Below are 25,051 nucleotides of genomic sequence, written 5' to 3' on the forward strand. Positions count from 1 at the left end.
AACCCTTAAATTTCTCTCCCAAGCATTTAGTGAAACGATCCTATGGACGAACCAGATCCTGGGCGGGATAGGTCTCGGCTCGCCAAGTTTGTGACCGGATTTGTGACAAAAACGGGGCGCTACAATCTCGGGACTCAAGACTCGATCCCGGAAACGCACCATGACCGACTCCCCCACCCTGTCGATGTACTCTGCCCTGCAGCGGGCCTTCGATCATTTCAACGAACGGCTGTTCGACAACGAATTGCCGCCCTGCCTGATCACGCTGCGCAGTTCCCGCCGGCAACGCGGCTACCACCACGCCGAACGCTTTATCTCCTCGGATGGCACGATCATCCACGAGCTGGGTGTTCATCCGGGGTACTTCACCCTGAATCCACTGGAGGTCGCGCTGTCCACGCTGGTACACGAGATGGTGCATCACTGGCAGGAGTGTTTCGGCCGGCCGAGCCGATCAAACCACCATAACCGGGAGTGGGTCGGCAAGATGGAAGCGATCGGTCTGGTGCCGAGCGATACCGGCCTGCCGGATGGAAAACAGACCGGGCGCCGGGTCACACACTACATCCAGCCGGACGGGCCCTTCGCCCGAGCCTGCTCGGACCTGCTGGCCACCGGGTTCGAACTGCCCTGGTTCGACCGGCATGCCCCCACCGACCCCGAGTCGGTTGCCCAGGTGCAGGAGGCCCTGGCCAAACAGGGGCTGGCCGTGACCAGCGCCCCCGCGCCGGCCGAAACGATCGCAATGCGCGACGATGCCGACAAACCGGCAGTGTTTGCACCACCCGCACCGCGCCCGGATCCCCGTCTGCGCATGAACTGCCCGACCTGCGAGGCGCGGGTCTGGGCGCGACCGGAAACCGAGGTTATCTGTGGATCGTGCATGGAGCCCATGAGCCATCTACCCGAACACGCAGGGTGATCCGACCGGCGCCGGATCAACGACCGGGCATGCCAATCAAAACGTCCGCACATTCCATGACACCCTCACCCAATCACAGCACCAAAGAAGCACTACTCGGCATCACCCAACCAAACGCTGAAGATAGTCCAGCAGACCGAACCAAGCGAGGAAAATAAGCCCGATCATAATACTCCGCTCCAGCCACGTCCTAGACGACAGAATAGTTTCATCCGAATACAGTTTACGGTATTTTGAAACAACCACGCGCCGAATACCGTGAGCTAAAAGCGACCCCACATACCCCGACACACCTATGAAAGCCATATAGGCCAGCCCGGCACCCAAACCCCATGCGCCTATATTAGAGGTAAAGACTGGAAGGAATACGCCCAGGAGCCCCCCCTACAACAGCTCCGTTCCTTCTAGAAAGCCAAGGTATCTTTCCTAAAGCCTCGCGACGGTCCCTGTTCCAAAGCCTAGCGCGCTCCTCCGTTTCCACGCGCTGCTGAACCTCTTCTTCCTCGACCTCGCGAATCAGGGCGCCAGCCGCTTGATCTATATATAACGATCTCGCTTCGTCAACATCCTGACGGGCCTTGACCATACACCTGACCCAAAGCTCTTCATCTCGGTCGTTATCTAACTCCCACTGTGCGCGCTCGTAGGGCCCCATTTCCTCGCGGCGCACATATTCCCGTATTTCGTCTTCCGAAAAGGTTTGGCGGGACATAAAATCCCGCGCATATTTAGACAAATTATCCATCCCCAACCTCTGCATATCATTTAGGCCTGCGACCGTTACCTCCAGCACAACGATTATGCTGGGGACCATGCCTGCTTATTGAGCGCCTCTCATGCGAATACACTTCTTCATGGTCAGCTTCGGAATCAGCAATAAGGTATCTAATATGATCGAAACCTTCAACAAAAAGCCCCGCGCGAGTATGCTCGTAGTGACGACGCTTAAGATTAACAGCAACGCCGATGTACTTTATATTTTTTGTATCATTCTCGATGATCCGATACTCACCCCTTTCAGAAGGAGTACTTTGGTAGCTATCGCTTCGTCGAGGTGCGCCGCGGCTGTATGGCATGGCATTTCCAATTTAATATTAAACCCTATTATTTCAAGGCCAATACTGTTAAGTCAAATGCGTTAAAAAGCGGCTCGTCGAGCCGTTGAGAGTGGCGACCAATCCGACTCAGCGGAGAGCGATTCCAACAAACAGTCTACAGACGGGTTACGCGTAGGATTGAGCCCGCTGAACTGACGCGCGACTGTGGCAAAATCGCCGAGGGTCAAAGTCTCGATGCGCTGAAGCTGTTGGCGCTGAGTATTGGAATATCGTGGCGAGGCCACGGCCAGGCACCGGAGAAGCTCCGCAAACATCGTTTCTCTCTGCTCTGCATCCAACGCCCGCAGCTCCAGCTTGTAATCGAAGCGGCGCAGGGCGGCCGAATCGATCGCTCCCAGGAAGTTGGTGGCGCAGATTGCTATGCCGTGGAACTGCTCGATCTGGACTAGGATCTCGTTGGTCTGGCTGACTTCCCAACGCGCACGGGCGGTTTCCCGACTTCCGACGAGGCTGTCGGCTTCGTCGATCAGAACGACGGCGCCCTCGTCCTCGGCCGTGCGGAAGAGCCGGGCGATGTTCTTTTCGGTCATGCCGACATAGGGCGACAACAGGGCCGAAGCCGGTCGCTGGGTCAGGGGGCGGTCAGCTTGCTCGGCCAGATGGGTGGCGAGGGCGGTCTTGCCGGTCCCCGGTACACCGTGCAACAGGAGGCTCCCCTCCCCCGTCGCCGCCAGGTGCTGGACGACCGGCTCGATCGGTTGATCCGTATTGAGCATGCTCAGGTCGTACCGGAGCAGATCGGATCCGCGCCGCCGAACCGGCGGCCGGCGCTGTTGCAGATGCGCCTGACGCGCAAGCTGCTCGTCCAGGAACGATTCGAGACCTAACTGCCGATCCTCGGCATGCAGGAGGCGCGCCACACGGAAGGCGCTCTGCACTTCGGCCGGGGTCAGCCCTTCGATCTGTGAGGCCCTCTCGATCCAGGCGTCCGAGACGGGCAAGTCACCCCGGGTATGTTCGAGCAGTGATCGGCGCACCGAGCGAGGGGGCTGGCGCAGCTCCAGGGTGTAGTCGAACCGACGGAGATAGGCGCGATCGATCTGCCCAACATGGTTGGTAATCCAGATCGCGGGCGTTGCGTTGGCCTCGAGCATCTGGTTGGTCCAGGCCTTGCCACCCGGGCGGTCGCCACGGCTGCCGACGCGCATCCAGCCGTTACGGGCGTCGAACACGTCCTCGATCTCATCAAACAGGACGGCATGACCGGGAGCGCGCGCCACCACGTGCTGGCACAACTGATAGGCTCGCTGGCGACTGCGCGGCTCCAGCGGGTCACCGCTACCGTCTTCAAAGTTGACCTCTACCGCCGTGAGGCCCGCCTCCGCCGCTGCGGAGCGCGCAAACTGTGTCTTGCCCGTACCCGGCTCACCGTGAATCAGGATATTGATCCCCGCGGCGCCCTGCCGGGATGCCTGACGGAGAAGCGCCGCGACGCGCGCACGCTCCTCCTCCAGATGGGTCATCGGCAGCATGCCGACCTGAGGCGCGGGCGAAGGTCGAAAATACGTCCGAAAGATCGCATCGGGCGACGCGTCAGGTGCGTCCAGCTCAAGGCCGATGCCGCGCAGCAATTCGTACTCCATGTGCGCGGTGTCCATGCCCATCCGGACATTGGGCTGAATGAGCCCCGATCGGATCAACGTGCCATCCGCCGAGAGCGCCACACGTACATCCTGCTCCCGGTAATCGAGTGCTACGGCCATCACCTCAGTGCTGCTCATGGCTACCGCCTTGCGAGCAATGGCCACCATGCTGGACAGGTCGGTATCGATCTCGTGAAGGACGAGGAAGAGCAGCACCTGCTGCTCGCAATCGGTCAGCCCCAGGCGATCACCCAGCATCCGGATATTGGTAGCGAAGCGCTCGCGCTGGGGTCTCGGGGGATGCCGGCTTACGCGCTCGAGCTGCTGCTCCAGCGCCGCGTCGATCCGTTCCGGTTCCAGCGCCTCATCGAAGTCCTCCATGTCGGGATCCATGGAGGGGTCGATCCCAAGGTCCGTCAGCGTTTCCGGCTGAAGCTCCTGGAGCAGCCAATCGCCATGGTCGCGCCGTCGCGCCGCGACCCACAGGCGCAGGGCCCACAGCAACGCTTCACCGCGCAGCGGTCGGGACTGGGAATGAAATCTGCGGGAACGCATGCGTCCGGTGCGCGGCATGATGGATCTCCTGGTCAATCTGGAGCATCAGTATCCGCCACGGAGGCGACGGTTTTCGTCGCCTGATGATTCTTGCTGCCCGCAATACGGAGGCAGCCGACGCAAAAAAGCCCGGGGTCCTTTCAAAGCCCGGGCCATTCCATCGACAGTGCGAGAGGGTCCTATTGGAAAGGGTTTTGCAGTCCAGCTCGAGCCTCAATGATGGCGACATCCATCAGTAGCCAGCTTCCAATAAACACCGCCCCTGCTACCAGCCCGGGCACGAGCAGGTTCGCAAACCCGTAGTGCCGACGCTTGTAGAGATAAGCCGGATAACAGACCACCCAGAGCATAAGGATCAGGAAAAACCAGGCGGTCGGCCCATAGGTGCCCTTCTGGCGGTTTGTCTGCATACCCGCTCCGGCCGCCTCGACCGATCCGAGCAACGCGGTGATTAGCACGGTACCGATCACGATGCTCATCAGGTTGGTTTCGGGGGACTGCAGCAGATCCATATTGCCCACCCAACCCCAGATCAGCACGACCGCCAGGATCGGAACGCCCAGCAGGAAGATGCCGAGGTCAGGGGATGTCCGCACCGCACGCGACGCTCCGGTTTCAGGCGCCCCGGTGGACGTCAGATCCGACCCGCAGTGCTTGCACTTGATCGCGACCGCACGGACCGTCTCTCCACAATATGGACAGGCCTTGGTATCCGAGGCGGCCTCCGATGCGCTTGCCTCCTCAGGGGCACGCGCCGCCTCGGACGCTCTCGGTTCCGCGCCGGCCTGGATTGTCTGCGACTCGGCCGAGGGTGCCCCCGCGCCGACCGGTTTGGGCTCCTGAGCCTTCGGATCGTTGGGGTGCGCGATCCGTATCGCCTTGCTACCCGGTTCGAAGGGGTCGTCGACGAAGCTCAGGTCGTGCTCCGGATACTTGTCCATGAGCTGCGCCAGCAGCCTATCCGGGTCCAGGTTCTCATTGGTCTCGAACTGAACGCGATGCTCCCCTCGGATTTTCCGTACCACTCGCATAATCGACCCTCCCTGTATTGGCGGCTGGAGGGATCATTCTTCCGTAGTGGCGCGACGGTATTTGTCGCGTGTCCGGCTGGAGGCTAATCGAGCACGATCCGGTTCAACTCGAGACCATGCTCTCCAGATCCTAGGTACTTCACTTCACCCTGGAGTGTCACGCGCCAGCCCGAGGCCGAACGGCGCCCCAGGACCTGCAAGCGAGCGTTGAGCGGTAGATGCTCCGCATCGGCCGTCAGCGGGTTCATATGACCCTCATCAGCGAGTGACTCGAGCGCGCCATCTTGGCGTCAACTTTTGTCGCACCCCTCTGTGAAGCTGAGGCTCCCTGAACCCAGGAGTGCCCAATGCCCTTGAACCTTCGGCGTCGACCGCGCAGACACAGCATGCGATCCAGCCGTCCGTCCCCGTCGGACGACGTGCGAAACATGAGAACGCTTTGGAGCCTGCGAATCCTTGCGACGGCCCTGCCTCAGGATGCGAGTGACAACCTGAGTTCATGGGCAAACAGAGGCGAACTGAAAGGGCTCGGCATACACCTCGACGAAGAAGATGAGGATGATCATCTAGCCTTGGAGCGAGCCGTTCAGGAACGACTCAAGGCAGTCGAGGGCGATGAATCATGGCTCCAAGGCCGGTCAATCGCGCGCAACATCCGGATCCTTGCTGAACCCTTGGGTCTGCACGACACAGAATGCGAAATCCTGGAGTTTCTCACCCTCTACACGTCCCACTACAGCTTTGAAAAGCTGTTATCCGAAGTTCGCGAATCCTGCGATCTGGCCTCGGCAGAAATCGTCGCGCTTGCCCTGAACCGGGCCACCCGTGAGATCCAGGATGCGCTCTCGCACGGCGCAACCCTGGTCCGTTCCGGTCTTGTCACGGTGTCCTCATCCAACGGGCGCGATCTCGGGTTCGACTTGCTAGACAGCCTCGCCTCCCAACTGCTCGGAACCCTGGATTCCCCGGACAGCATCTTTGCGGGCTTTTTCAGTGACGCGCCCGATCCCGAGGAGAATCAACTTGCCCTGGCGCACCTCGAACCCGATATCGCACGAATCAAGACGCTACTCCTCCAGGCTGCCGGGGATGGCGTTCAGGGCGTCAACATCTTGTTGTATGGCCCCCCGGGCACGGGGAAGACCCAGATCGCGCGGCGTGTCGCCCATGAAGCCGAGCTCCACGCACGGGAGGTGAACCATGAAGACGCCCACGGCAGCCCCATGGAACCCAGCCATCGGCAACGAGCCTACCAGCTCTGCCAGTACCTGCTGCGCCGGGCCAAGGATGCCCTAATCGTCTTCGACGAAATCGAGGATGTGTTCGAGGTCAATTCAGGCACGGCGCGGTTTGGTGGCCACCCCCGCTCGCAAAACCGCGGGAAGGCCTGGACCAACCAGATGCTGGAGGATAATCCCGTTCCGGCGATCTGGATCACCAACCATTGGGATCAACTGGACCCAGCGTACCTGCGCCGTTTCGACTACGCCCTCGAGGTAGGGCACCCACCACGCTCGGTCCGACGCGCACTCCTCGCGCACGCCTGCGAAGATCTCGACGTGACCGAGGCCTGGCTGGATCACATAGCCGGGACCGAAGCCCTGACCCCCGCCGAGATCCGCCGTGCGGCCCGAGTGGCGCGGCTCCTGCGTAATAGCCCGGATACGCCGGAATCGATCATGGCGAATCACCTGAACCAACAGGCCGAATTTCAGGGTCGCCCGCCATTGACCACGCCTCGCGGGATGGATGCACTGGATTACGGTCTGGAATACCTCAATACCGACACGCCGATCGAGGTGGTCATCCAAGACCTGGTTGCTGGTGGGCAAGGCACCCTGCTCGCGTATGGCCCGCCAGGTACAGGCAAGACAGCGCTGGCTCATCATCTTGCCGAACAGGCCGACCGCCCCCTGCGCAAGCGCACCGCCTCGGAACTGATCTCGCCGTACGTGGGGATGACCGAGAAGAACCTGGCCCAGGCTTTTCGCGAAACGCGGAAGGAAGGCGCCGTATTGTTACTGGACGAGGCCGACAGCTTCCTCACGGATCGGTCCCAGGCCCGCCAGACCTGGGAGATGACAAAAACCAACGAACTCCTGGTCCAGATCGAGGCCTTCGACGGCATCCTCGTATGCGCCACCAATTTTCTGGAGGCCCTGGACCCGGCCGCCCTGCGCCGCTTCGATCACAAGCTGGAATTGCGGCCACTGGATCAGCAACAGCGCGCGCAACTCTTCGATCGCCTTGTCACGCGACTACAACCGACCGATGAAGCCGATCGTGCCGCACACGATACCGCTCACGCCATCGTACGCCAGCTCGACGGCCTCACCCCTGGCGACTTCGCGACAGTGGTGCGAAGCCAATCGCGCCGGAGCACGTCAGGCGAGGGCCTCACATTGCAGGCACTTGCCAACGCCCTGATCGCCGAGCATCGCATCAAGCCCGGTGCGAGCACACGGCGCGCAGGCTTCGCCTGACCAAACTTACCTCAAACACGGCGTAGCACAGACGGCACAGGAGCAGGAGCACACCGCATGGACGACATTCAAGATTCAACGCAAGCTGCCACCATTGCCGCCTTGCAAACGGAAAGGGACCAACTCCTCACGCTGCTAAAAGCCCTCCCCGACATCTCGTTCGTGCTCGACGAGGACGGCCTCTACGTCAAGGTACTCGGCGGAGCCAACGAGGCCATGTACGCGAACGGCAAGTCGCTGGAAGGCCATACGCTCTCGAATGCTCTGCCTCCAGCAGTCGCAGAGACGTGTCTGACCCACGTGAGGAAAGCCCTGCACACTGGCGAAATGCAAACGGTGGAGTATCAGCTTCGGGTGGCTGATGTGTCATTGCTGCCTTCAGTCATTCGGGATTGCGATCAATACCAAACCGAGCAGTGGTTCGAGGGCCGAGCCCTGCCGCTACCCAGCTACAACCACCCGAAGCCGGTGGTGCTTTGGGTCGCCATCAACGTCACGCCGCGCAAACAACTCGAGCGCTACTGGCGCGAGGCCGCCTACAGCGATCCTCTGACCGGTATCGCCAACCGGCGGGCCGTCTTCGAGCAGGCCGAACATGAAATCGACCGGGCTCACCGCCACCACCGCCCCCTTTCGCTACTCGTCCTGGACATCGATCACTTCAAGACGATTAACACTCAGTACGGTCACGCCCAAGGGGACGAGGCCCTGCGCCAGTTCACACAGGGGTGTGTCGACCTGTTGCGCGATACCGATTTCATGGGGCGCATCGGCGGCGAAGAATTCGTGGTACTCCTGCCGGAAACCGATCAGGTGGGCGCTCAACATCTCGGTGCGCGCGTCGTCGAGGCAATACCAACCCTCGACGTTCCCGGGATGAATCACGGGCACAGGATGACCGTATCGATCGGAGCCGCGACTCTGCTCGAACACGAAGGGTTTGAGGAACTTCTCCGTCGGGCTGACGACGCTCTATCCTCAGCGAAACGTTCAGGTCGAAACCGACTACGGCTAGGTGAGCGCTAACGTGTAGCGCCAGCGCGACTGGTACAGCCAGCACGCCAGGGACACCCATGGGCTTGGGCCAACTTCAGCAGAAACGCCTCCTTAAGGTGGCGATGCGTGAAGAGCTCACGCCCACCCTAGGGCATTGGTGCGACCAAACCAGTCGCACGGCGCAGGCCATGCTGTGGGGCTCGATGAACGGAGCGTATCGAGGCGGCTGGATTCAGCGGCGCAGCACAAGCGTTGAGGCGATCAGGTCATGCAGGCCCTGCTTGCGGCGGGTGAAGGCCACCATCAGGAAGCCGATAAACAGGATCAGTGCCGAAAGGATCTTGGACCAGTAGCGGGCATTCGCTCGGCCAAAGCCAATCCGGTTGCCTTCAGCGTCCGTCACACGAAGGCCCAACATCCGTTTGCCGGGGGTCGCCTGCCAACCGGAGGATTCAAACACCGTCCAGTACAGCCACGCGATCACGATGCCGAGAATGTGCCCGAGCCCTTCCGCACCCGCCTCGATCTCCGGCCCGGTCGCAGACTCCATCATCATGACCCCGTACAGGAACCCGATGGGCAGGACGATGAACAGCGTCACGATCAAGGAGAGGACGTAGTCGATCACCCATGCGAGCACGCGATACCAGAAACCCGCGTATCGCGGATCGCTAAGAGGGTCGGTCACTGGCCATTCTTCCTGCCCCCGCGCTCCTGACCCACCTTGAACTGGCACCGCCGGCCTGAGGTTTCCCGAGGTCGTGTCCATGGATCGCGCTGCTCCGCACTTCCCACAAAACCGTGCGCCCTCGGCAAGCGACGCGCCACACTGTGTACAAAAACCTTCCATGTTCGACTCTCCGTGTCGTCAGTACGCAGGATTCCTACCGATGAAGGCGGGGTATGCCAACCAATTGCCGAGAGGGGATATCTGGAAAGAGGGATACCATCACGGAGCAATGCCCTTTGAGGCCTGCTTCCGCTCGAGGAAACGCCCAACATCCTCGCCATGCGGCACCTCGATCTGGAAATGCTCACTCAACCAGGCCGCAGAAATGGGGGACAGCAGAATCAATCGCGATACGCCTGAGCCCTCTACGCTTCCAAGCAAGAAGAAGCGGTTTCGTTCGATGGTTTGGATCGTATAGTTCTTATGCTGCACGCCGCAGGGATAGTTCGCGTGGAAGAAGTCCAGGCCAAAGCGCCTGGAGCCGTCGTTGGATAGCCGCACACCGAACACCTTCACGGGGGAGTACGTGCGAAGTGATGGACCGAATTCCTCACCCAGCAATTCCATCGCGTACCAACCCCCTGCTTCGAGTGTGAACCGTGGACTTGAAGTCATAGGCTCACGAGCGCGTTTATGGCCGACTCAGCGACCTTCTCATCAAGGCGGCGCCCCACAAGCCCCCTCGGTTTGAAACGGCTCATCATCAGTCCACCAACTGAAGTACGCGCTCGCGGTACTCGTCTTCTGTAATCACACCGCGGTCTCGAAGCCGTCGGAGGGCCTCAATATCCACCTCCAGCTCGCTGGATGGCTGAGCCTCGGCGGGGCCGTCGGCGATGGCCTGGTGCAGACGCTCGTCGTCCAGGGCCTCGTCGATCGTCTCCCACAAGGTCCGCGTCAGGATCTCTTCCAGCTTCTCGATGGATGCAAACACACCACCCCCGGCACCACCCTCGACGTTGCTCGAACGAACCGAGTTTTCGTAGGCGACCTGGCTCGAGCCCTGTTCGATCAGAGCGACATCCAGTCTCGAATGCGCCTCGCGCCGCATCACTTGGTTCGAATCCAGTTGCTCGATATCAACCTCGAGAATGAAATCCCCCTCGCCTTCCTGCGCCAGCATGCCGCGCTGTTCCAGCCCCGTGATGAACTGTTCGCGGACCACCTCGGATACCGGCTTCTCAGTCTCCAGCGTCTGCAAGGGATTCCCGAAACCGCCCCGAATGGCCCCCAGCCAGTTCGACCCGTGCTGGCGACTGTCGGTCACAGCCCCCATCTCTACATTTGCCTCGCCGGCCACAGCCGCATCGCGGCTCGAGGCCGGATCCAGCGTGACCGGTGTGGTCGTACACCCGGCCAGAAACAGCCCGCCCAACACCAACCCTGCCAGTCGTCCGATGATCACCCTGTCTCCTTTTCACATTGCGCGGGCCACGCCCGCGCGCCGGTGTATACATCGCGCCTGATCAAACAGGCGCGCTGGCTCCACGATGGATTTCGATCGTCGCGTCTTCGCGGAAAAGGTCATGACCGCGTTCGCAACAAACGCGTGTGGTCGAGACGATGAATGCACCATCCTGGGCTCTGCCCTCTTCCTCCACCCACGGGGACGCCACGAACGCCTGGCACTGCACACAACGAAGGTCTCCCGTGGTCGCCGACAGGATCTCCCTGTAGCGGCCCTGCACCTCGGCTCGAAACGCCTCCGGAAGATCCGTGGTGGCGTCGCCTAGATCATCCGCGGCCTGGAGCCACAGGTGGAAAGCCCGGCGGACCCCGTCCGGCCTTGCGGCAACCACGGGCTTGGGACACGACTGAATCCAGTCCGCCAGGTCACGCGCAGGCACGATCCATTCACAGCCTGTGGTCGTCCGGTCGTTCTCCGGCCACAGAAGCCGTACGCGAGGGCCACAGCGCGGCAGCTCCAGCAGGAGATTGCCGACGGTCCAAGCCTGGACGTCCGCTTGTGTGGCAGGGCGGCGGCGACCGGAGAGTCCCAACCACCCGTCCCGCAAAGCGCGAAGGCCCCTCACGCACGCGCCTCCGATCGGTAGGCGACCCGGGCCGACTCCAGCTCCTGGGCGATCGCATCGCGCAGCGCTTTCGGCCCAATCACCTCTACGCCCGCACCCAACCCCAGCAGCCACCACTTGAGGCGAGCGGTATCCCGCACGGTCGCGGTTACTCTGGATGTGCCATCGGCCTGCGCCTCGATCGTCTGATCATCCGACAAGCGCGCCTCGTGGAGGTGGTAGGCCAAGTCGCCATTCACTCGAATGTCGAGCTGGATGCGCTCGCCCTCGGGGTAATCGAAGGCGCCATCCCGGATGAGCTGATCCAGGTCGAACCCATCGACGGGATCGCCGGCGGGGCAGTCCGTCAGCGTGGCCGCCTCGATTCGGTGGGCTGCCAAGTGAAGGACATCCTGATGGGGTTCGATGGTCGCGAGTAGGTAGGTGACCGGCTCGCGGAACACGAAGGCCAGAGGGTGGATCCGGTGATCCTTTACGCGCCCGCGCGAGCGGGAGCGGTAGGTGATGTCCAGGCAACGGCGCTCCAGCAGGCCCTGCTGAAGGACCGGAAAAACACCATCGGGCATTTCGGGAGGATCCAGCGGGGGACCGTTCGAGAGGATACGGACCCGCTCGGGCCACAGGCTGAGACCGGAGTCCTGGCCGGCGGCATCCAGCACGTCACGCGCTCGCGAAATCTGTGGCTTCAGGCGCTCGCGCGCGGATGGCGGCAGCAGGCGTGCGGCATGTGCATCCAGGATCTGCAGGGTCAGGGCCGTCTCCGGGTCGAGCGCGGGGACGTCCTGAAGTGGCGCCTCGGACAGCCAGTACCACCCGTACGGGCGATCGCGTTCGTCACGGCCCAGCGGAAGGAAGCCGGAAAGCGTTTCCAGATCCCGTTCAATGGTGCGCAGCGTGGTGGACAGCCCACGCGCCTGCAGGTGTTCGACCAGAGCCGGCGCACTCACACGGCGAGGCTGTCTTGGGATCATCCCCAGCAGCAGCATCCGCCGCTGCAGCGTGGCACGCATTCCGTTGCCCTGACTCATTTCCGGCTCCCTGTTCATCCGGCGCAGGCCCCTGCCCTCTGTTCAGACTGACAGGCAGCCTGCCCCAACGCAAAACCGGGAGATGACAACGACGCCATCTCCCGGGATTGGGTACTGCTCGGCGCGGTCATCCCGCGAGCGCATGATCGCGCGGTTTGCCCTTCAGAACCGGTACCCAAGACCGAATTGCACACGAGTCGCACCGGGGTCGATCTCCAGGTCGCCATACGACTCGCTGCTGTAAGCGGTATAGGACACTTCGCCCCGCATGAACCATCCGGTATCGCGCTGCACTTCCACGCCCGCCCCGATCCGCGGGCCGTTGATGCGGTCGGTGTCGGAGCCGTTCACGAAGCCGGGACCGCGCACGCTGCTGCGGACTTCCGTTTGCTGATAGCCCAAAAGCCCGTAGACGAGGACATTGTCGCTCACCAGCCCGCCGATACGTCCGGTGACTCCGTAGCTGTGACGGGCCTCGACACCCGCCGTGCCTTCGCCGTCGATCGACACCGAGGCATCCGCGTCCTCAGCCTGGACGTCGATTTCGACTCCGCCGTAGACACCTCCATCGGATACGCCGCCATAGCCGGCGAAGATCCCGCCGGCCACTCCCGTACCGCTCAGCCCGGAGAGGCTGCCGACTCCACTCACGGACGCGTCGATATCGTACGAGGCCCCTCCAATCTGGCCACCGACGTATCCGCCGTTGAAACCCGACGCCTGCGCTGTCCCAATGCCAAACATCGCTGCGAACGCAGCAACGGCAAGGATGTTTCTATGCATGTTCATTCTCCCCTTGGTCATGATCGGCCCCTCTCGGGATCCGAGACCGGGAGAATGTGGCAGCGGGGCGTCAACCCCTGACGCCCGAGATCCGCCCTGCTAAAACTCGATCCTCCAGAGAACCCGGCCACCCGCGTTCGACATCCCTACGGCGCGGCCCAAGTCGATTTCCCCGGCACGCGTCCGACACGCACCTGCGAACCTTCACCCCCGTCGCCGCTGGATAAATCCGTTGTTCATTTTTGGTACCCGCCCGCCCGAACAAGAAACGGACAAGCCACTCGCATCAAGCCCTCTCCAACGTCCCGCTGAACGGCCACCGTTCGGGGCGCTCGATCCATGCCCCGACGACGTGACAGGCCTGACCGTCATCAAGCACCTCTACTTTTTCAAGCAGCAACGAGAATTCCGTCCGATCGTCGTCAGGAGGATAGTCTTCGTACTTAGCGATTGCCTCCGCCGAGAATCCTTCTCCCGCAGGAAGCTTCGCTGCCGCGCCACTGACCTTGAAAACACCGAACTCGTCATGCCCCTGAAGCTGAAAGCCAACATCGTCTGAACGCACGATGAGCTCTTTGAATTCCAATTCAAACCCGCCGTCTTCAACCTCCACTTCCCCAGAAAACCTCATACCACTCCTTCTGTTTCTTGGAATACAAGGATTGCACCCCTCTCAAGCTTCAAAACCGGGATACCGAAAAGTGCCTCCGAGGGCTACTCGCCCCTACATCCAGCCCCCGTGACGTCACTAACCCGAACGCCCAGACCGCGAAAAAAAGACGTACAAGAAATACTCGCTACCTTTCCCTTTAAGCCCGTTAAACAGTTCCCCCCAATCGAGACGCTTGGAACCGCCAACTGGATCCACAAGCCCGGAGAGAGCGTCACCGAGATCTTGCCAACTTCGCGCCCACTTTCGCTCGGGAAAACGACCCGGTGAGCCTTTTTTGCCCTCACCGAAGCACCCATCCCACCAGACAGCCAGTTTATCGTCGCAAGTCAAAGCCACAATCAACCCCAAATCACTCTCAAGCCGATTGAGAACCTGCGCTCCTTCGTTGTTTTCGTGGATAAAACTGAATTCGTCTATTCGGCCGATATCTCGTACCAGCGATTCTGCGGTACTCGTGTTGTGCAAACGCTTGGCCTCTACAAGGAGCCTACCCTCCAGTTGCTCGCCGCAGCCCCAAGTGACTACCAAATCCAACCGACGATTCTTCGCCGACTGAGGCACCCTTTGGTTCTCCCCAGCGGTAAGCGGTGTTGATGGTGCTTCTGTATAAGCCTGAAAGAAATAGCCGGAGCATCCCTGGCATCTATCGGTTTTTGTGCAGGCCGAGCCTGATCGATCCTGCAGAACGCGGATCAGTGCCGAAATCGCGTTGCTCTCGCCGATCCCATTGTTCCCGAAGGCCGGCCAATACCAACGTAGATCCTCCCACAACTGGCATGCTGCATCTTTCGCCAGTCTCTCCACGGGCTGCCCCATCACTTCCATACCACCCCCTCAACCAAGCGAACTCCAAAAAACACCGGTCCTCATCGGTTCTCGATCCGCGGCCGCAAGCGGTGCGGCCAGAACCAGAGCGGACGCTCTGGGAATATGGCGGCTTACCGACTGGGCAACGACATCCACAGTCCCCGGCGTCACGGTGTCGTCCACCGGAAGCGCCACCATAGCCGAGTACGCCGGACCATGCTCACTCACTTGTTCGGCAAGAATCTCTTGAACATCGTCCAGATCGCGCTGCCCCCTGGGGCGCGGGCATTCGGCTATAAGACCCATCCCGTCTGACATGGGAAGCACCGAGAACACGTCGGCGGCATCTATACCCATCATGCCCGGGGAGACCGCCCGCTGGAAAAACCGAACCACTTCCGAGGAATGAGAGCACGGGAAGCGGATTCTCTTGGCATTCTGTGCATGCCCGTCAAGGTATATCTCGGCGACTGAGCCATCCTTGTCGTCCTCTACGTGGAGGCTCAAGGCGGCATTCGTTTCACGTCCCATCACGCCGCGCCCGTCTGGCAGGTTGCCGGGATAGCCCTCGAGGATCGCGAATGGCCCGCTTCCAGGTTGCTGGACCCATAGCGTCCAACCGCCGTCAACGTGCTCCACAACCCGGCTCTCGAAATCTTTCATGCCCCCCCTCGCGGCCATTGATGCCAACCGCCCAAAATCCCTATGAGAACGAACTTCGCGGTGGATAGACGGCCGCTCGCGCCGGAGAGCACCACCCCCATCCGCAATGAGGGCCCTGCGTAGTTGAAGGAATGATCTGCAGGACGTCCCATTCAGTCGATCTGCCGCAAGATCCGGCCGTCCGTATCCCGTATACGCGTGGGCGCCGAACCCGGTCCCTGTTCAACCGTGCCCAGGATTCGACCGTCCGGGGCCCGGATATAGGTGGGTCCGAACCGCTTTTCGTCGATGTATCCGGTGATACGCCCGTCGGCGTCGCGGATCATGGGCTTTCCAACATGACGAGCGTCGCCCCCAGACGGCGGCACCGTGGCGCAGCCAACAAGCGTGATCGCTATGAGGGCAACCAGGCCCATTCGGATGGTGCTCATGGCAAAGTACTCTCGAATCGAGGTCCACGTATCGCCACCCTCTCACGCCGAGGCGTCAAATCATGTCGCCTCAGCGGGTCAAAATGGCAATCGACGAATCACCCAAGTGGCTTACACAGCCCCGAATCACGGAGGAATCGAGATGTCCGCAAACAAGCACCCCGTTCGCATTGAGAGCGACACCAACGGGCGCTACCTGGCCACCTACCGCGACGTGCCAGGGGCCCTCACCGACGGCGACGACCGCAGCGAGGCCAAAACGAAGATGGCCGATGCGCTGATGGTCGCACTGGAGGGCTATCGGATGGCTGCCCGTCCGCTCCCGACAGCCTCGCGTCCGGAACCGGCCGAAGTCATGACCTTCGCGCATTCAACCTGGCGGTTGAAGCCGGCACGCAGTCATTCCCTCGTGAATTAAAGTGTCGGCATCGCTAGGAGCGTTCACCCGGCGCTCCCGAGAAAAATACGGAGCTGTATAGTCTGATCCGCCCCCGCGTGCCTTCATCTCGCGCGACGATGGGGGCTCCGGCCGCAGGTTATTGTGCCCGAAGGACCGGGACACAGTCCCGTAATTGTCCAAGGCCGCGATTACAGGGCGTACACCAAGCTACCGAGGGACAAATACTATTCCAAAAACACGTTGGCGGACCAGGACGCCAAATACAACACCATTGATCTGCATCTCCCTAGCCGCCAAGACGCCGATCCGGTGCGTGGACTCAAGGTCAATCAATACTTAAACCAGCATCATAATAAAAGAGAAGAATTATCAAAAACGGAGCTGCTAACCGAATGCGCCAATCAGGCCAAACTCCGTTAGCCAATCGGCTCAATCCGGCGATTGCATGAGATATTGCAAGACTCACCAATACGAGTGCAAACGCTCCAGACAACGAACGAATAACAATTAGATCATAAAGAAGCCCATTTTTGAAAGCAGTTATATACAACCAACCCAGAACACCGAAACCATACAGAAGAGAAAACTCCGCCCACTTGCCGCGCTTCCACCCACCCCCAACTCCCAATCGCAATCTCGGGCGCGCGGAACCACCCCCATCATCCTGCTCCACCCCCGCCTCTGCTCCTTCATCGAACACTACTATTTCGATGTCCACATCTTCACACTCATCGATCAGCCGAGCTACGATAGATTCTTTTTCTGTATCCGATCGATACTCCTCGGTGCCCGAACAGTCTTTTCCGAAATAGTTAATCTTACCTTTCATATTACCACCCAAATTAGCCCCCAACTCAACCGGCGAGAGATTATAGTTGATAAGGACGCAACTGAGGAAACAGGAAACGACCGACGATTATATATAATGCCTGAAAAAGGCAGAATCTTTTACCGATCGATCCATCCATCCTCGCATGCCTTCTTCAGATCATCGTAGCCATCGCTAAACCCGGCGTCGTGCGAGATGAAGTATACGAAGCCCACCCTTCGGTCACCCAACCGATAAACGGACACCCGACCGGCCCCTGCCCCCGGCCCACCGCTATCCCAGTCCTGATAAGCGACTTCGCATATGGCACCCGACTCCTCCAACTCATAGATGGCGATGTCCACGGGGAGATCAAGCATACGGTTGAAGCACTCAATCGGCTTCTGCTCGGCTAAAACCAGATGATCTTTTTTGCCATCCACGAGATGCCATAAATCCCAACCTCGATCCGGATCCATTTCGAGTAGATATCCGAGTTCTCGATCGTCCTCATCGAACGGGTCTTGTGAATCCAAATGAACCCGCAAGATGTCTTGCTCTTCTGCCATGACGTTTCTTCCCTCTGTTCGATGAACCGGATTGGCACTACTAGTGCCGGATGGGCTTTAGCGTGGCGATGTCCACGGGTTCGTCCATGACAGAAGCTCGTGGCACCCGGGGAGAATCAATCGGAAACTCGGTTTCCAGCTTCAAACCTCCTGATGGTGGTTCGTCGCTGTCTCTCACCGACTCTTTTTCCACAAATGTGCAGCTCTTGGGGCCCCAGACGATGCACATGCGAAAGCCCTTCTCGCGAACGGCAAGCTGAACCCCCTCGATCAAGAGTTCACGACAGTCGGGACTGATGCTCCCATCCGGAAGGAGGGGATCCGGATGGCGGACATACGAATCGCCGCGACTCACTTCCATCGCCTTTCCGCCCTGAACGATGTGCAGGGGTTCACGCTGGTAAATGGCCGCGAATAGACGGACCACGATGAATGGATAGGTGATCTGGCTCATGCGTCCTTCTCCTCGGTCGATTCACCGGCCGGGTTGTTGTCTGCGACACAGGCAGCACTGAGCTCCTGCAGGATACGCTCCAGTCTTTCCGCAAGGTCATGCGGGCCGCGCGCCGCGAACACTCGGGACAGCGCCCCGTAATACCAAAGCGTCTCATCCCGGCTCGCATTGAAACGGTCCCACAAACGGTGACCGACCTGGTGGAAGTCGTCGAGGATCGATCGAGCGTTGTGGAGCTTGTCGGCGCACGAGACCAACAGGACAGAATCGTCGGCATCCTCCAGATGCTTGAGGTATTCCTCCTTCCGCTTGCGCCAGGAAGGTTTCTCCGTCTCGAACGTGTCCGAGCATGCCGCGACGATGTCGCCGACTCGGCTCCCAAAAAGCTGTCGGATCTGGTTCAGGGTAGCCTCGCCGCCCTGATCTTCAGGCCCGTCGTGTAGCAGACCCGCGATGGCCTCGTCTTCGTCGCCCCCTCCTTCGAGCACAAGCCCGGATACGGCCAGGAGGTGGGAGATATAGGGAACCTCGGTTCCTTTTCGCTTCTGTGTCGCGTGCAGTTGGGTCGCATAGACCAGCGCCGATTCATATCGGCGGGTGAGTACGGTGGACATAGGTGGACTCCTTGAAAGATTCGGCAATCGGATTGGAAACTCAGGCGCGCAGTGCCGAGCGAACGTCGTCTAGGCGCGTCAGGGACTCCCACTGGTGGAGCGCCGGCGTGCGGTACGCGCCAAAATGGCCGAGTCTCGCTGTGTCCTGGTAGACGGGACGATTCAGTTTCAACTCTTCGATGATGCTGGCCGGTGTCAGGTCGAACACTTCCCGGATCGCCTTGACCAGCAAATGCTCCGGGACAGCGCCAGTGCCATGCAGGTCCACCCCAATCGAAACGGGCTCCGCCTCACCGATTGCATACGAGAGTTGGACCGTACAGCGACGAGCAAAGCCGGCTGCCACCACGTGCTTGGCCACGTAACGAGCCGCATAGGCGCCCGAACGATCCACCTTCGATGGATCCTTACCCGAGAAAGCGCCGCCGCCATGCGGGCACGCTCCACCGTAGGTATCCACCATAATCTTCCTACCCGTGAGACCCGTGTCGGATCGCGGGCCACCAACGCTCCAGGCACCTCCCGGATTGGCCAGCGTCCTGAAACCGGGCAGGCGAAGTTCGTTGGGGATGATTTCGTCCACGACAACGCTTGAGAGGAACTCGCGAATCTCGTCGATGGAATGTGCGGGATCGTGCTGCCAGGACAGGACGACGGCCTGAACACCAGAAGGCTTACCGTTCTCGTACGCCACGGTGACCTGGCTCTTCGCATCGGCCAAAAGGTGAATGCCCTGCCCCCTAGCGATCTCCGCGCCACGCGCGACCAGATCCGTCGCGAGAGCCCAGGGCAAGGGCATCAGATGTTCGGTCTCGTCCGTCGCATGGCCGAACATCATGCCTTGGTCGCCTGCGCCGAGATCCCGCAAGTCGCCATCCACGGCCCCGGCGATCTCAGGACTCTGGCGATTGAAGCGGATCTCGACCTCGCAACTGTCGGGATCTATATCAGATTCCGCAGAACGATAGCCGACCGCTTTCAGAGTGTCCCGAACAAGCGCCTCTGCGGACTCGCGGACCGTCTCGTAATGATCACGATGGGCGGTTCGGAATTCCCCGGCCACGATGACCTTGTCGCGGATTGCGAAGGCCTCGCAGGCCACACGGGCGTGCGGATCTAGGGCCATAAATGCGTCGAGGATGGCGTCGGATATCTGGTCGCAGGCCTTGTCGGGATGGCCCGCCGATACCGATTCGGACGTGAAGAGTCCGTCTGAAAAAAACATGGCTGTTCTCCGTTTTAGCCGTGTTGGCGCAACGCCGGGGACGGCAAGCTGGATCAAATCCCCCCGGCCCGTAGGTGGGCCAATCCGTTACTGCTTCATCATCTCTGCGAGTCCGTGCTCAAAAGCGATCCACCAGCGGCAGACCCCTGAGCAAAAACATTAGTGCCGGTCCGGCTCACGGGCGGCGTCCTGGTTAAAGAAGCGGTACCAATCGGGCCACTTGGCGACCAAGCACCCCAACCTGTTCCAGCGCACCATCAGGCGGTGCGGGCTAGGATTTACGTTCGCGGGCGATACCAACAAAAAACCCTCCAGGACAGGAGGGCCGACGGTGCCTGTCAGATTGCTCCACTTGGAGCCACATCTGCTTTCGCAGTCCACCTTGCCCAGGTTCGGCAGGTTGGCTTGGGCGTCGACCCAACTCTTGATGTGCCCCTAGGCTATACCGATCAGTCGGTCACTGACAAGGTTCCGATATTCTCGGCATCTCGCGCGACGTTGGGTGTACAGGGCAGGTATGTTGCGAGACGGTCTGCCCCCCTTCCGCGTCACTCGTTGTCGCCTTCCACATGTAGCCTGTGGTTACGTCGCGAGTTGATCCGCTTTCGAACATAGAAGCAGCGCGCGAATTTTCAATCCCACAGGAGCCGATTGTGGAGTCTCTTACGGCAAAACCACGCGAGGGTCTCGGGATGATTGATGACATGCCCTTGCACCCGGAATTCGTGAAGATTCGGGATGGCTCGCGCGTCGTCCTGCTGCGCGAGTCGGAATTCGTCCAGATGCTCGCCGCGCTACACCAGTACGAGGCACTGCGTGAACACCTCGGAGGCGACCCGCTGGTGGATGGGCGCTGATCGACCTGGTTGCTTGCAAAGGCTTGTGTCGGGCGCGGGTGATAGGCTCGGCCTATGGCATTGCTGAAGGTTGGCGAAAAGGACCGCGACGGCCGGCAGAAGCGCATCGAGCACACCGGGCGTTATCTGCGAGCCAGTCGTACCGGCGGGTTGTCGCTGCGGGCGCAGACGCGAGCCGCTGGCATCAACCTGACCGGCAATACCAACCACGGCGTACGGGTGTCTACGCGTCTGGCGAAAAACACCCAGGTCGCCTTCCAGAACGGTCGCTTCATTCTGCGCGGACGCTATGGCTCGGATGCAGCCAGGTTCAACCTGTCGAAGTCGGGTGTCACCGTCTCCACCAAGACCCCAATCGGCTCGTTCAACTGGATCCGGCCCGGGCGCTCGTCAGCCAAGATCGCGGGGGTTCAACTGCGGGGGCAAAACGCAGCCGCCATCCAGGGGATCTTCGCGCTCTTCGCCAGCGTTTACTGGCTCTTCGGTGGGGTTCTGCGACTCTTCGCGGGGCTTATCGGCGGGATCGGGCGCCTCGCCGCCGCGGCCCAGGCCCGACGTCAGCTCGCGGAGGAGGAAGCGGCACGTCCTCGGTTTTCGTTGGACACGGTCCGCGCACTGGGCGACCAGGTTCTGGCCAAGCACGGGGCCGACCCTTCGACCTGGTCAGGCCGGGATCAGCTTGCGGCCCTCGCCTTTGCGTTCCTGGCCCTGGGCCGCGGGGCGTCAACGTTGCCACAACGCTCTTCCGAAGATAGCTCGGCCCCAGCCGCTGAGGCGGCCTTGTTCGAGGACATGCAAACCGCCAGCGAGCACTGGCGCATCTGGCTGGGACCTCTGCCGCCGGAAGACATCGAACCGGCCATGGGGATTGTGACAATCCTGGCGCAGAGCCTCGGGCAGACCGCCGATTCGGAGTGGCGCGGCGAGGTCCTGCTGGCCCTGGATGACGCCTGCCTGCGCGATGGGCCCAAGACCCTGCTGCAGGAAGCGATGATCGACCTCACCGCCGAGGCCATGGGCGTGGAGCTGGTCCTGGAGGGGGAGCGATGAGCGAGACAGATCCTGGCGCCCTGGAAGCCCTGGTCCGGGCACATCAGCATTTCATCCAGCACCCCGGGCCGAATGAGACCTGTGCCGCCTGGCGTTCGTATTGTCGCGACCATGATTGCGACTGGGTGACCACGTGGGATACGCAGCCCTACCGGGAAACCGAGACGAATGATCTTGCTCTATCGGGACACGACCGGTTCGACGACATCCCGCAGGAGGCACTCGATCGGGCTCTGTTGCGGATCGTCGACACCGAAGGGCCGGTTCACCTCGCCATCCTCACCCGGCGACTGCTGGAGTCCGCAGGGTTTTCCCGAGCCGGTTCCCGAATCCAGGCACGCATCCATGAACGCCGCGCGGCCCTGGGTGCGCAGGGGCTGATCCGCCTGAAAGGTGAATTCTCTGGCCGTGGCGAACAGTTCGCGGTGCCCTGCCTGCGGGACTGGACGGGTCTCCCGGATGCGCTCCGTCAGCTCGACCACGTCCCCGATACCGAACTGAAGCTATCGCTGGTTCGCACGGTGGCCGAAGCCGGCGCACTCGACCGCGATACAGCCATGAACGATGCGCTCCACCGGATGGGATTCATCCGCCTGACGGACAGTGCTCGAGAGCGGCTCCAGGCACCGCTCGAGAGGGCGCTGGGAACGGCACTGCTTGTAAAACGCCAGGAATTTCTCGAAACCGGACCAAAAGCCTTTCAGCGACCTCGACGCTCCGTGGGCACATCGAGTGCTTCTCCGTGATCGCTACTCTGCGGGGCGCTCCCTGTCTGCCAACTCGCAGGCGCTGATCCGCCCCCCTACCCAATAATGCCGTGACGCCGAAAAACTCCGCCGACGCCGGTCGCGCCTCGTCGAGGGTGAACAATGGCGCCTCGCTGGGCTCGGTGCACGGCAGATGCAGCGCGCCCAGTGTTCTCAGGTTGTAGGACGTGTAAGCAACCAGCGCATGGCCCGCTCAAACACACCCGAGTTCGGGGCCACGAGGCGAAAACGCCCTTCGCGAACGTCGTCGTGAAACGTCGACTCAATACGATTGGCCTGAGTCTCGTCCAGTTCATCCATGTGGACCCACCAGGCCAATGCTGAAGCACACTCGACTCGCACCAGCTCACTGATAACGGGCGGCTCGCGCTGCGAGAGCAAGATCTGCTCGATCATTTCACTGGCGGGCTCGCTGCGGTAAAACGGCAGGACTGCACTGGTGTCGGCGTGGAATGTCAGTAGCGTTCGCTATCTCTCAGTGCGCGGACCGTATCGACGGTCCCTTCCCGCGTGGCCGGCAGGCTCTCCCGCAGGTCCGCACGGGAACGAAACCCCGGCGGTTCTGCGGCCGGCCCCACCACGCGGGCGACGGGTCGGCCCCAACGCAGAATGCAAACCTCCTCACCCCGCTCCACCTCTTTCAAGATCCTGGAGAGCTGCTCTCGTGCGTCGCGGACGTTGATCTCTTTCATGTTGGCCACCCCGAGATTCAGTGTGTACATGTCAGTTGGACACACAAGTCCCCTTCAGGACAAATCCCTCGGGCCCGAGCCCGCTTCCAGATTCACCTTACCCCTGCATGAACACACGCCATGCTGGATCCGGCCCAAAATCGCCTCGACCCGGTCGGTGCCCTCCTTCGTCTCCAGCAAGTTGATTGGGGCATCGCCGCGCACGAGAGTTGCTCGTGCACATCCAGTCATCCACAATTTCACGGGTGCCAAAACCGATGCGGCTTGCTCGCGGACCCAGGTCATGCGCGCTTCAACTTCGCTCTGCTTGGGCCTCGCTGCTACCTGCCTGAGTGCCCGTTCCGGGCTTATTCACCAAGGTAGCACTACCCCACGGCATGAAGCCCTTCAGGCGATCGCTTCGATCAATCCGGGGTCGTCTTCGGTTGGGCGGTTCACGCGCGTTGAAACGGGGTGATAGACCAAGGCATCCGGGTTCAGACGGACAGTCCCGGCTCGGATCGCCTCCCGCTCCGTCCGTTCGGGATCGAGCCAGTCCCAGCGACACTCGGCATCCAGTACCAGCGGCTTGCCGTCGTGAATGTGCGCCAGACGCTCGGATGCGGGTTCGGTGATGATCGCGCAGCAGGCGCCGCCATCGGCGGTAGGCTCCCAAATGCCCGCCATCATCAGGATGTCCTGCGGGGCGTCCGCGGCCAGGGCGATGTAGTACGGCTGCTTACCGTCATCGGTCTTGCGCCACTCGTACCAGCCATCCGCGAGCACGATGCAACGTCGATGCGCGAATGCGGACCGAAAGTAAGGGCTGGTGGCAACCTTTTCGGCGCGGGCGTTAATCGGGCGCGGACCTTCCTCCACCCGGCTCGGCTGGAAGCCCCAGAACATCGGCTGGAAGGCGGCAGGAGCTTCATCTCCGGCGCGTATCGCTTCGAGGCCCGTTCCGGGTGCGACGTTATACCGAGGCGCGTCAAAAACCTCGTCGACCGGCACCTGGAAATACCGCGCCGCGAGCTCGCTGGTCGCGCTATAGCGTGTCATACGTCCACACATCACCCAAGCATGTCACGAACGCTACGGCGTACATAGGGGCACTGGTAGCCTCCAGTGGCACCCCAATTGAACCCGTATCAAACCCCTGCAGGGCAGCAGCCGTATCGTCCAACTCCGGACGCGACATCGCGCGCCGTAGGCGATCCCCGTTCCAGCCCCCCCAATCGAACCGCCCCCTTTAAGGCGCCTCCGGCACGCTCGACCGGTTCCGTGCGGCAACCTCAACTGATGACCAGGATCAGCAAGCGCTTCTGTCGCCGCGACAACGTGGTTTCTCTTGCCGCCAAGCCTCGCGTCACACAAATCACCAAAACCCCGAACACTTCGTGAAAACCAATAGTTACATTAAATCGAGACACCACCGAAGGGCCTGTTTCGCGCGCGCGAAAAACGCCCCCCCGGGGTAACACCACGAACCTTCTTCAGACGCGACCACCAGCGCCACCCAACCGCATCAAACTAGAAAACAATCACCTTTACGCCAAATCCGATATAACTCTACGCCAACACCAAACCAATGTTCACTTTGAACTCGGGAAACTCAATGTTTCGAATGAACTCGGAGAACTAAACCCTAATTTGAATTCCTTATATTTTTGTTTTTATTTATACCAAACAGAGACTTGCAGACCCTTGCGGTGATGGATCGGACGATCTTATTGAAATTTTTTCGCCAAACCTATTGCACGACTGATGATCCTGTGTCTAGGATCAAAAAAAGCCCAATAA

At 60.8% G+C, this 25,051-nt stretch carries 29 protein-coding genes, 2 pseudogenes and 1 riboswitch; of the genes and pseudogenes, 7 read left to right on the top strand and 24 right to left on the bottom strand.

Features of this window, described 5'->3' with window-relative positions:
• The first annotated feature begins 160 nt into the window (after positions 1 to 160).
• Positions 161 to 922: a SprT-like domain-containing protein gene (locus F462_RS04820; protein ID WP_038052032.1), complete on the top strand. Its 762-nt coding sequence runs from the start codon at positions 161 to 163 to the stop codon at positions 920 to 922.
• 343 nt (positions 923 to 1,265) lie between these two features.
• Here F462_RS04820 and F462_RS04825 read toward each other — a convergent pair whose 3' ends face one another.
• From F462_RS04825 to F462_RS13750, 4 genes are all read right to left on the bottom strand, one after another.
• The gene (locus F462_RS04825) at positions 1,266 to 1,667 is read right to left on the bottom strand and encodes a hypothetical protein (protein ID WP_156100390.1); all 402 of its coding nucleotides are present in this window, start codon (positions 1,665 to 1,667) and stop codon (positions 1,266 to 1,268) included.
• Positions 1,668 to 2,060: 393 nt separating this feature from the next.
• Complete coding sequence (locus F462_RS04830; protein WP_038052036.1) at positions 2,061 to 4,196, bottom strand: AAA family ATPase; 2,136 nt, start codon at positions 4,194 to 4,196, stop codon at positions 2,061 to 2,063.
• A gap of 161 nt (positions 4,197 to 4,357) precedes the next feature.
• Positions 4,358 to 5,209 carry a zinc ribbon domain-containing protein gene (locus tag F462_RS04835; RefSeq protein ID WP_038052038.1) on the bottom strand — a complete coding sequence of 284 codons (852 nt, stop codon included), beginning with the start codon at positions 5,207 to 5,209 and terminating at the stop codon, positions 4,358 to 4,360.
• An 83-nt stretch (positions 5,210 to 5,292) separates the two neighbouring features.
• Positions 5,293 to 5,457 carry a hypothetical protein gene (locus F462_RS13750; RefSeq protein ID WP_208854130.1) on the bottom strand — a complete coding sequence of 55 codons (165 nt, stop codon included), beginning with the start codon at positions 5,455 to 5,457 and terminating at the stop codon, positions 5,293 to 5,295.
• A gap of 426 nt (positions 5,458 to 5,883) precedes the next feature.
• Between F462_RS13750 and F462_RS04840 the strand changes: the two genes are divergently transcribed.
• Both F462_RS04840 and F462_RS04845 read left to right on the top strand, forming a co-directional pair.
• Positions 5,884 to 7,692, top strand: a complete 1,809-nt coding sequence (locus tag F462_RS04840) for an AAA family ATPase (protein WP_038054810.1) — start codon at positions 5,884 to 5,886, stop codon at positions 7,690 to 7,692.
• 57 nt (positions 7,693 to 7,749) lie between these two features.
• Entirely contained in the window at positions 7,750 to 8,718 is a 969-nt protein-coding gene (locus tag F462_RS04845; protein WP_038052040.1) for a sensor domain-containing diguanylate cyclase, read from the top strand.
• 202 nt (positions 8,719 to 8,920) lie between these two features.
• Here F462_RS04845 and F462_RS04850 read toward each other — a convergent pair whose 3' ends face one another.
• The 11 genes and pseudogenes from F462_RS04850 to F462_RS04890 all read right to left on the bottom strand — a co-directional run bounded on the left by F462_RS04850 (position 8,921) and on the right by F462_RS04890 (position 15,836).
• Complete coding sequence (locus F462_RS04850; RefSeq protein WP_244270843.1) at positions 8,921 to 9,376, bottom strand: RDD family protein; 456 nt, start codon at positions 9,374 to 9,376, stop codon at positions 8,921 to 8,923.
• A 93-nt stretch (positions 9,377 to 9,469) separates the two neighbouring features.
• Positions 9,470 to 9,538, bottom strand: a pseudogene (locus F462_RS14075) (zinc-ribbon domain-containing protein); the annotation flags it as partial.
• A gap of 99 nt (positions 9,539 to 9,637) precedes the next feature.
• A complete protein-coding gene (locus F462_RS04855; protein ID WP_038052042.1) occupies positions 9,638 to 9,985 on the bottom strand; it encodes a hypothetical protein in 348 nt (115 codons plus the stop codon).
• Positions 9,986 to 10,121: 136 nt separating this feature from the next.
• Positions 10,122 to 10,823, bottom strand: coding sequence for a YajG family lipoprotein (locus F462_RS04860; protein WP_038052044.1), 702 nt, complete (start codon positions 10,821 to 10,823; stop codon positions 10,122 to 10,124).
• 61 nt (positions 10,824 to 10,884) lie between these two features.
• Complete coding sequence (locus F462_RS13885; RefSeq protein WP_038052046.1) at positions 10,885 to 11,451, bottom strand: hypothetical protein; 567 nt, start codon at positions 11,449 to 11,451, stop codon at positions 10,885 to 10,887.
• On the bottom strand, positions 11,448 to 12,479 hold the full coding sequence (locus F462_RS04870; protein ID WP_038052047.1) for a helix-turn-helix transcriptional regulator: 1,032 nt from the start codon (positions 12,477 to 12,479) through the stop codon (positions 11,448 to 11,450). Before F462_RS04870 ends, F462_RS13885 begins: the two co-directional genes overlap by 4 nt.
• 162 nt (positions 12,480 to 12,641) lie before the next feature.
• Positions 12,642 to 13,262, bottom strand: coding sequence for an outer membrane protein (locus tag F462_RS04875; RefSeq protein ID WP_038052049.1), 621 nt, complete (start codon positions 13,260 to 13,262; stop codon positions 12,642 to 12,644).
• A 286-nt stretch (positions 13,263 to 13,548) separates the two neighbouring features.
• Positions 13,549 to 13,893, bottom strand: a complete 345-nt coding sequence (locus tag F462_RS04880) for a hypothetical protein (RefSeq protein WP_038052051.1) — start codon at positions 13,891 to 13,893, stop codon at positions 13,549 to 13,551.
• Positions 13,894 to 14,010: 117 nt separating this feature from the next.
• A complete protein-coding gene (locus tag F462_RS13615) occupies positions 14,011 to 14,760 on the bottom strand; it encodes a hypothetical protein (RefSeq protein ID WP_156100391.1) in 750 nt (249 codons plus the stop codon).
• Positions 14,761 to 14,769: 9 nt separating this feature from the next.
• Complete coding sequence (locus F462_RS04885; RefSeq protein WP_244270844.1) at positions 14,770 to 15,405, bottom strand: hypothetical protein; 636 nt, start codon at positions 15,403 to 15,405, stop codon at positions 14,770 to 14,772.
• A gap of 152 nt (positions 15,406 to 15,557) precedes the next feature.
• Positions 15,558 to 15,836 (bottom strand): hypothetical protein, encoded by a 279-nt coding sequence (locus F462_RS04890; protein WP_038052055.1) that lies wholly within the window; start codon positions 15,834 to 15,836, stop codon positions 15,558 to 15,560.
• A gap of 142 nt (positions 15,837 to 15,978) precedes the next feature.
• On the opposite strand from F462_RS04890, the gene F462_RS04895 reads away from it, so the two are divergent.
• On the top strand, positions 15,979 to 16,254 hold the full coding sequence (locus tag F462_RS04895; RefSeq protein ID WP_038052057.1) for a type II toxin-antitoxin system HicB family antitoxin: 276 nt from the start codon (positions 15,979 to 15,981) through the stop codon (positions 16,252 to 16,254).
• 307 nt (positions 16,255 to 16,561) lie between these two features.
• On the opposite strand, the gene F462_RS13620 is transcribed toward F462_RS04895, so the two are convergent.
• The 5 genes from F462_RS13620 to metK all read right to left on the bottom strand — a co-directional run bounded on the left by F462_RS13620 (position 16,562) and on the right by metK (position 19,906).
• Positions 16,562 to 17,065 carry a hypothetical protein gene (locus tag F462_RS13620; protein WP_156100392.1) on the bottom strand — a complete coding sequence of 168 codons (504 nt, stop codon included), beginning with the start codon at positions 17,063 to 17,065 and terminating at the stop codon, positions 16,562 to 16,564.
• 119 nt (positions 17,066 to 17,184) lie between these two features.
• Positions 17,185 to 17,613, bottom strand: coding sequence for a hypothetical protein (locus F462_RS04900; RefSeq protein ID WP_038052059.1), 429 nt, complete (start codon positions 17,611 to 17,613; stop codon positions 17,185 to 17,187).
• A gap of 40 nt (positions 17,614 to 17,653) precedes the next feature.
• On the bottom strand, positions 17,654 to 18,067 hold the full coding sequence (locus tag F462_RS04905; protein ID WP_038052061.1) for a hypothetical protein: 414 nt from the start codon (positions 18,065 to 18,067) through the stop codon (positions 17,654 to 17,656).
• On the bottom strand, positions 18,064 to 18,681 hold the full coding sequence (locus tag F462_RS04910; RefSeq protein WP_038052063.1) for an HD domain-containing protein: 618 nt from the start codon (positions 18,679 to 18,681) through the stop codon (positions 18,064 to 18,066). The genes F462_RS04905 and F462_RS04910 overlap by 4 nt, the downstream gene beginning before the upstream one ends.
• 40 nt (positions 18,682 to 18,721) lie before the next feature.
• Positions 18,722 to 19,906: a methionine adenosyltransferase gene (metK, locus tag F462_RS04915; RefSeq protein ID WP_038052065.1), complete on the bottom strand. Its 1,185-nt coding sequence runs from the start codon at positions 19,904 to 19,906 to the stop codon at positions 18,722 to 18,724.
• A 329-nt stretch (positions 19,907 to 20,235) separates the two neighbouring features.
• Positions 20,236 to 20,342, bottom strand: a riboswitch (SAM-I-IV-variant riboswitch).
• 217 nt (positions 20,343 to 20,559) lie between these two features.
• On the opposite strand from metK, the gene F462_RS13625 reads away from it, so the two are divergent.
• From F462_RS13625 to F462_RS04925, 3 genes are read left to right on the top strand one after another with little or no spacing between them, the layout of a single operon-like run.
• A complete protein-coding gene (locus F462_RS13625; RefSeq protein WP_156100393.1) occupies positions 20,560 to 20,763 on the top strand; it encodes a hypothetical protein in 204 nt (67 codons plus the stop codon).
• Positions 20,764 to 20,817: 54 nt separating this feature from the next.
• Positions 20,818 to 21,813, top strand: coding sequence for a hypothetical protein (locus tag F462_RS04920; RefSeq protein WP_038052067.1), 996 nt, complete (start codon positions 20,818 to 20,820; stop codon positions 21,811 to 21,813).
• Positions 21,810 to 22,559, top strand: a complete 750-nt coding sequence (locus tag F462_RS04925; protein ID WP_038052069.1) for a DUF3320 domain-containing protein — start codon at positions 21,810 to 21,812, stop codon at positions 22,557 to 22,559. The genes F462_RS04920 and F462_RS04925 overlap by 4 nt, the downstream gene beginning before the upstream one ends.
• 73 nt (positions 22,560 to 22,632) lie before the next feature.
• On the opposite strand, the pseudogene F462_RS04930 reads toward F462_RS04925, so the two are convergent.
• From F462_RS04930 to F462_RS04945, 4 genes and pseudogenes are all read right to left on the bottom strand, one after another.
• Positions 22,633 to 22,976 (bottom strand): annotated as a pseudogene (locus tag F462_RS04930) (type II toxin-antitoxin system VapC family toxin); the annotation flags it as partial.
• 59 nt (positions 22,977 to 23,035) lie between these two features.
• Entirely contained in the window at positions 23,036 to 23,272 is a 237-nt protein-coding gene (locus F462_RS04935; RefSeq protein ID WP_038054813.1) for a type II toxin-antitoxin system Phd/YefM family antitoxin, read from the bottom strand.
• 54 nt (positions 23,273 to 23,326) lie between these two features.
• Positions 23,327 to 23,557 (bottom strand): antitoxin Xre/MbcA/ParS toxin-binding domain-containing protein, encoded by a 231-nt coding sequence (locus tag F462_RS04940; protein WP_038052071.1) that lies wholly within the window; start codon positions 23,555 to 23,557, stop codon positions 23,327 to 23,329.
• Positions 23,558 to 23,659: 102 nt separating this feature from the next.
• Positions 23,660 to 24,310 carry an SOS response-associated peptidase gene (locus tag F462_RS04945; protein ID WP_038052073.1) on the bottom strand — a complete coding sequence of 217 codons (651 nt, stop codon included), beginning with the start codon at positions 24,308 to 24,310 and terminating at the stop codon, positions 23,660 to 23,662.
• Positions 24,311 to 25,051 lie beyond the last annotated feature (741 nt).

The organism is Thioalkalivibrio sp. ALJ1 (assembly GCF_000745395.1).
Classification (GTDB): domain Bacteria; phylum Pseudomonadota; class Gammaproteobacteria; order Ectothiorhodospirales; family Ectothiorhodospiraceae; genus Thioalkalivibrio.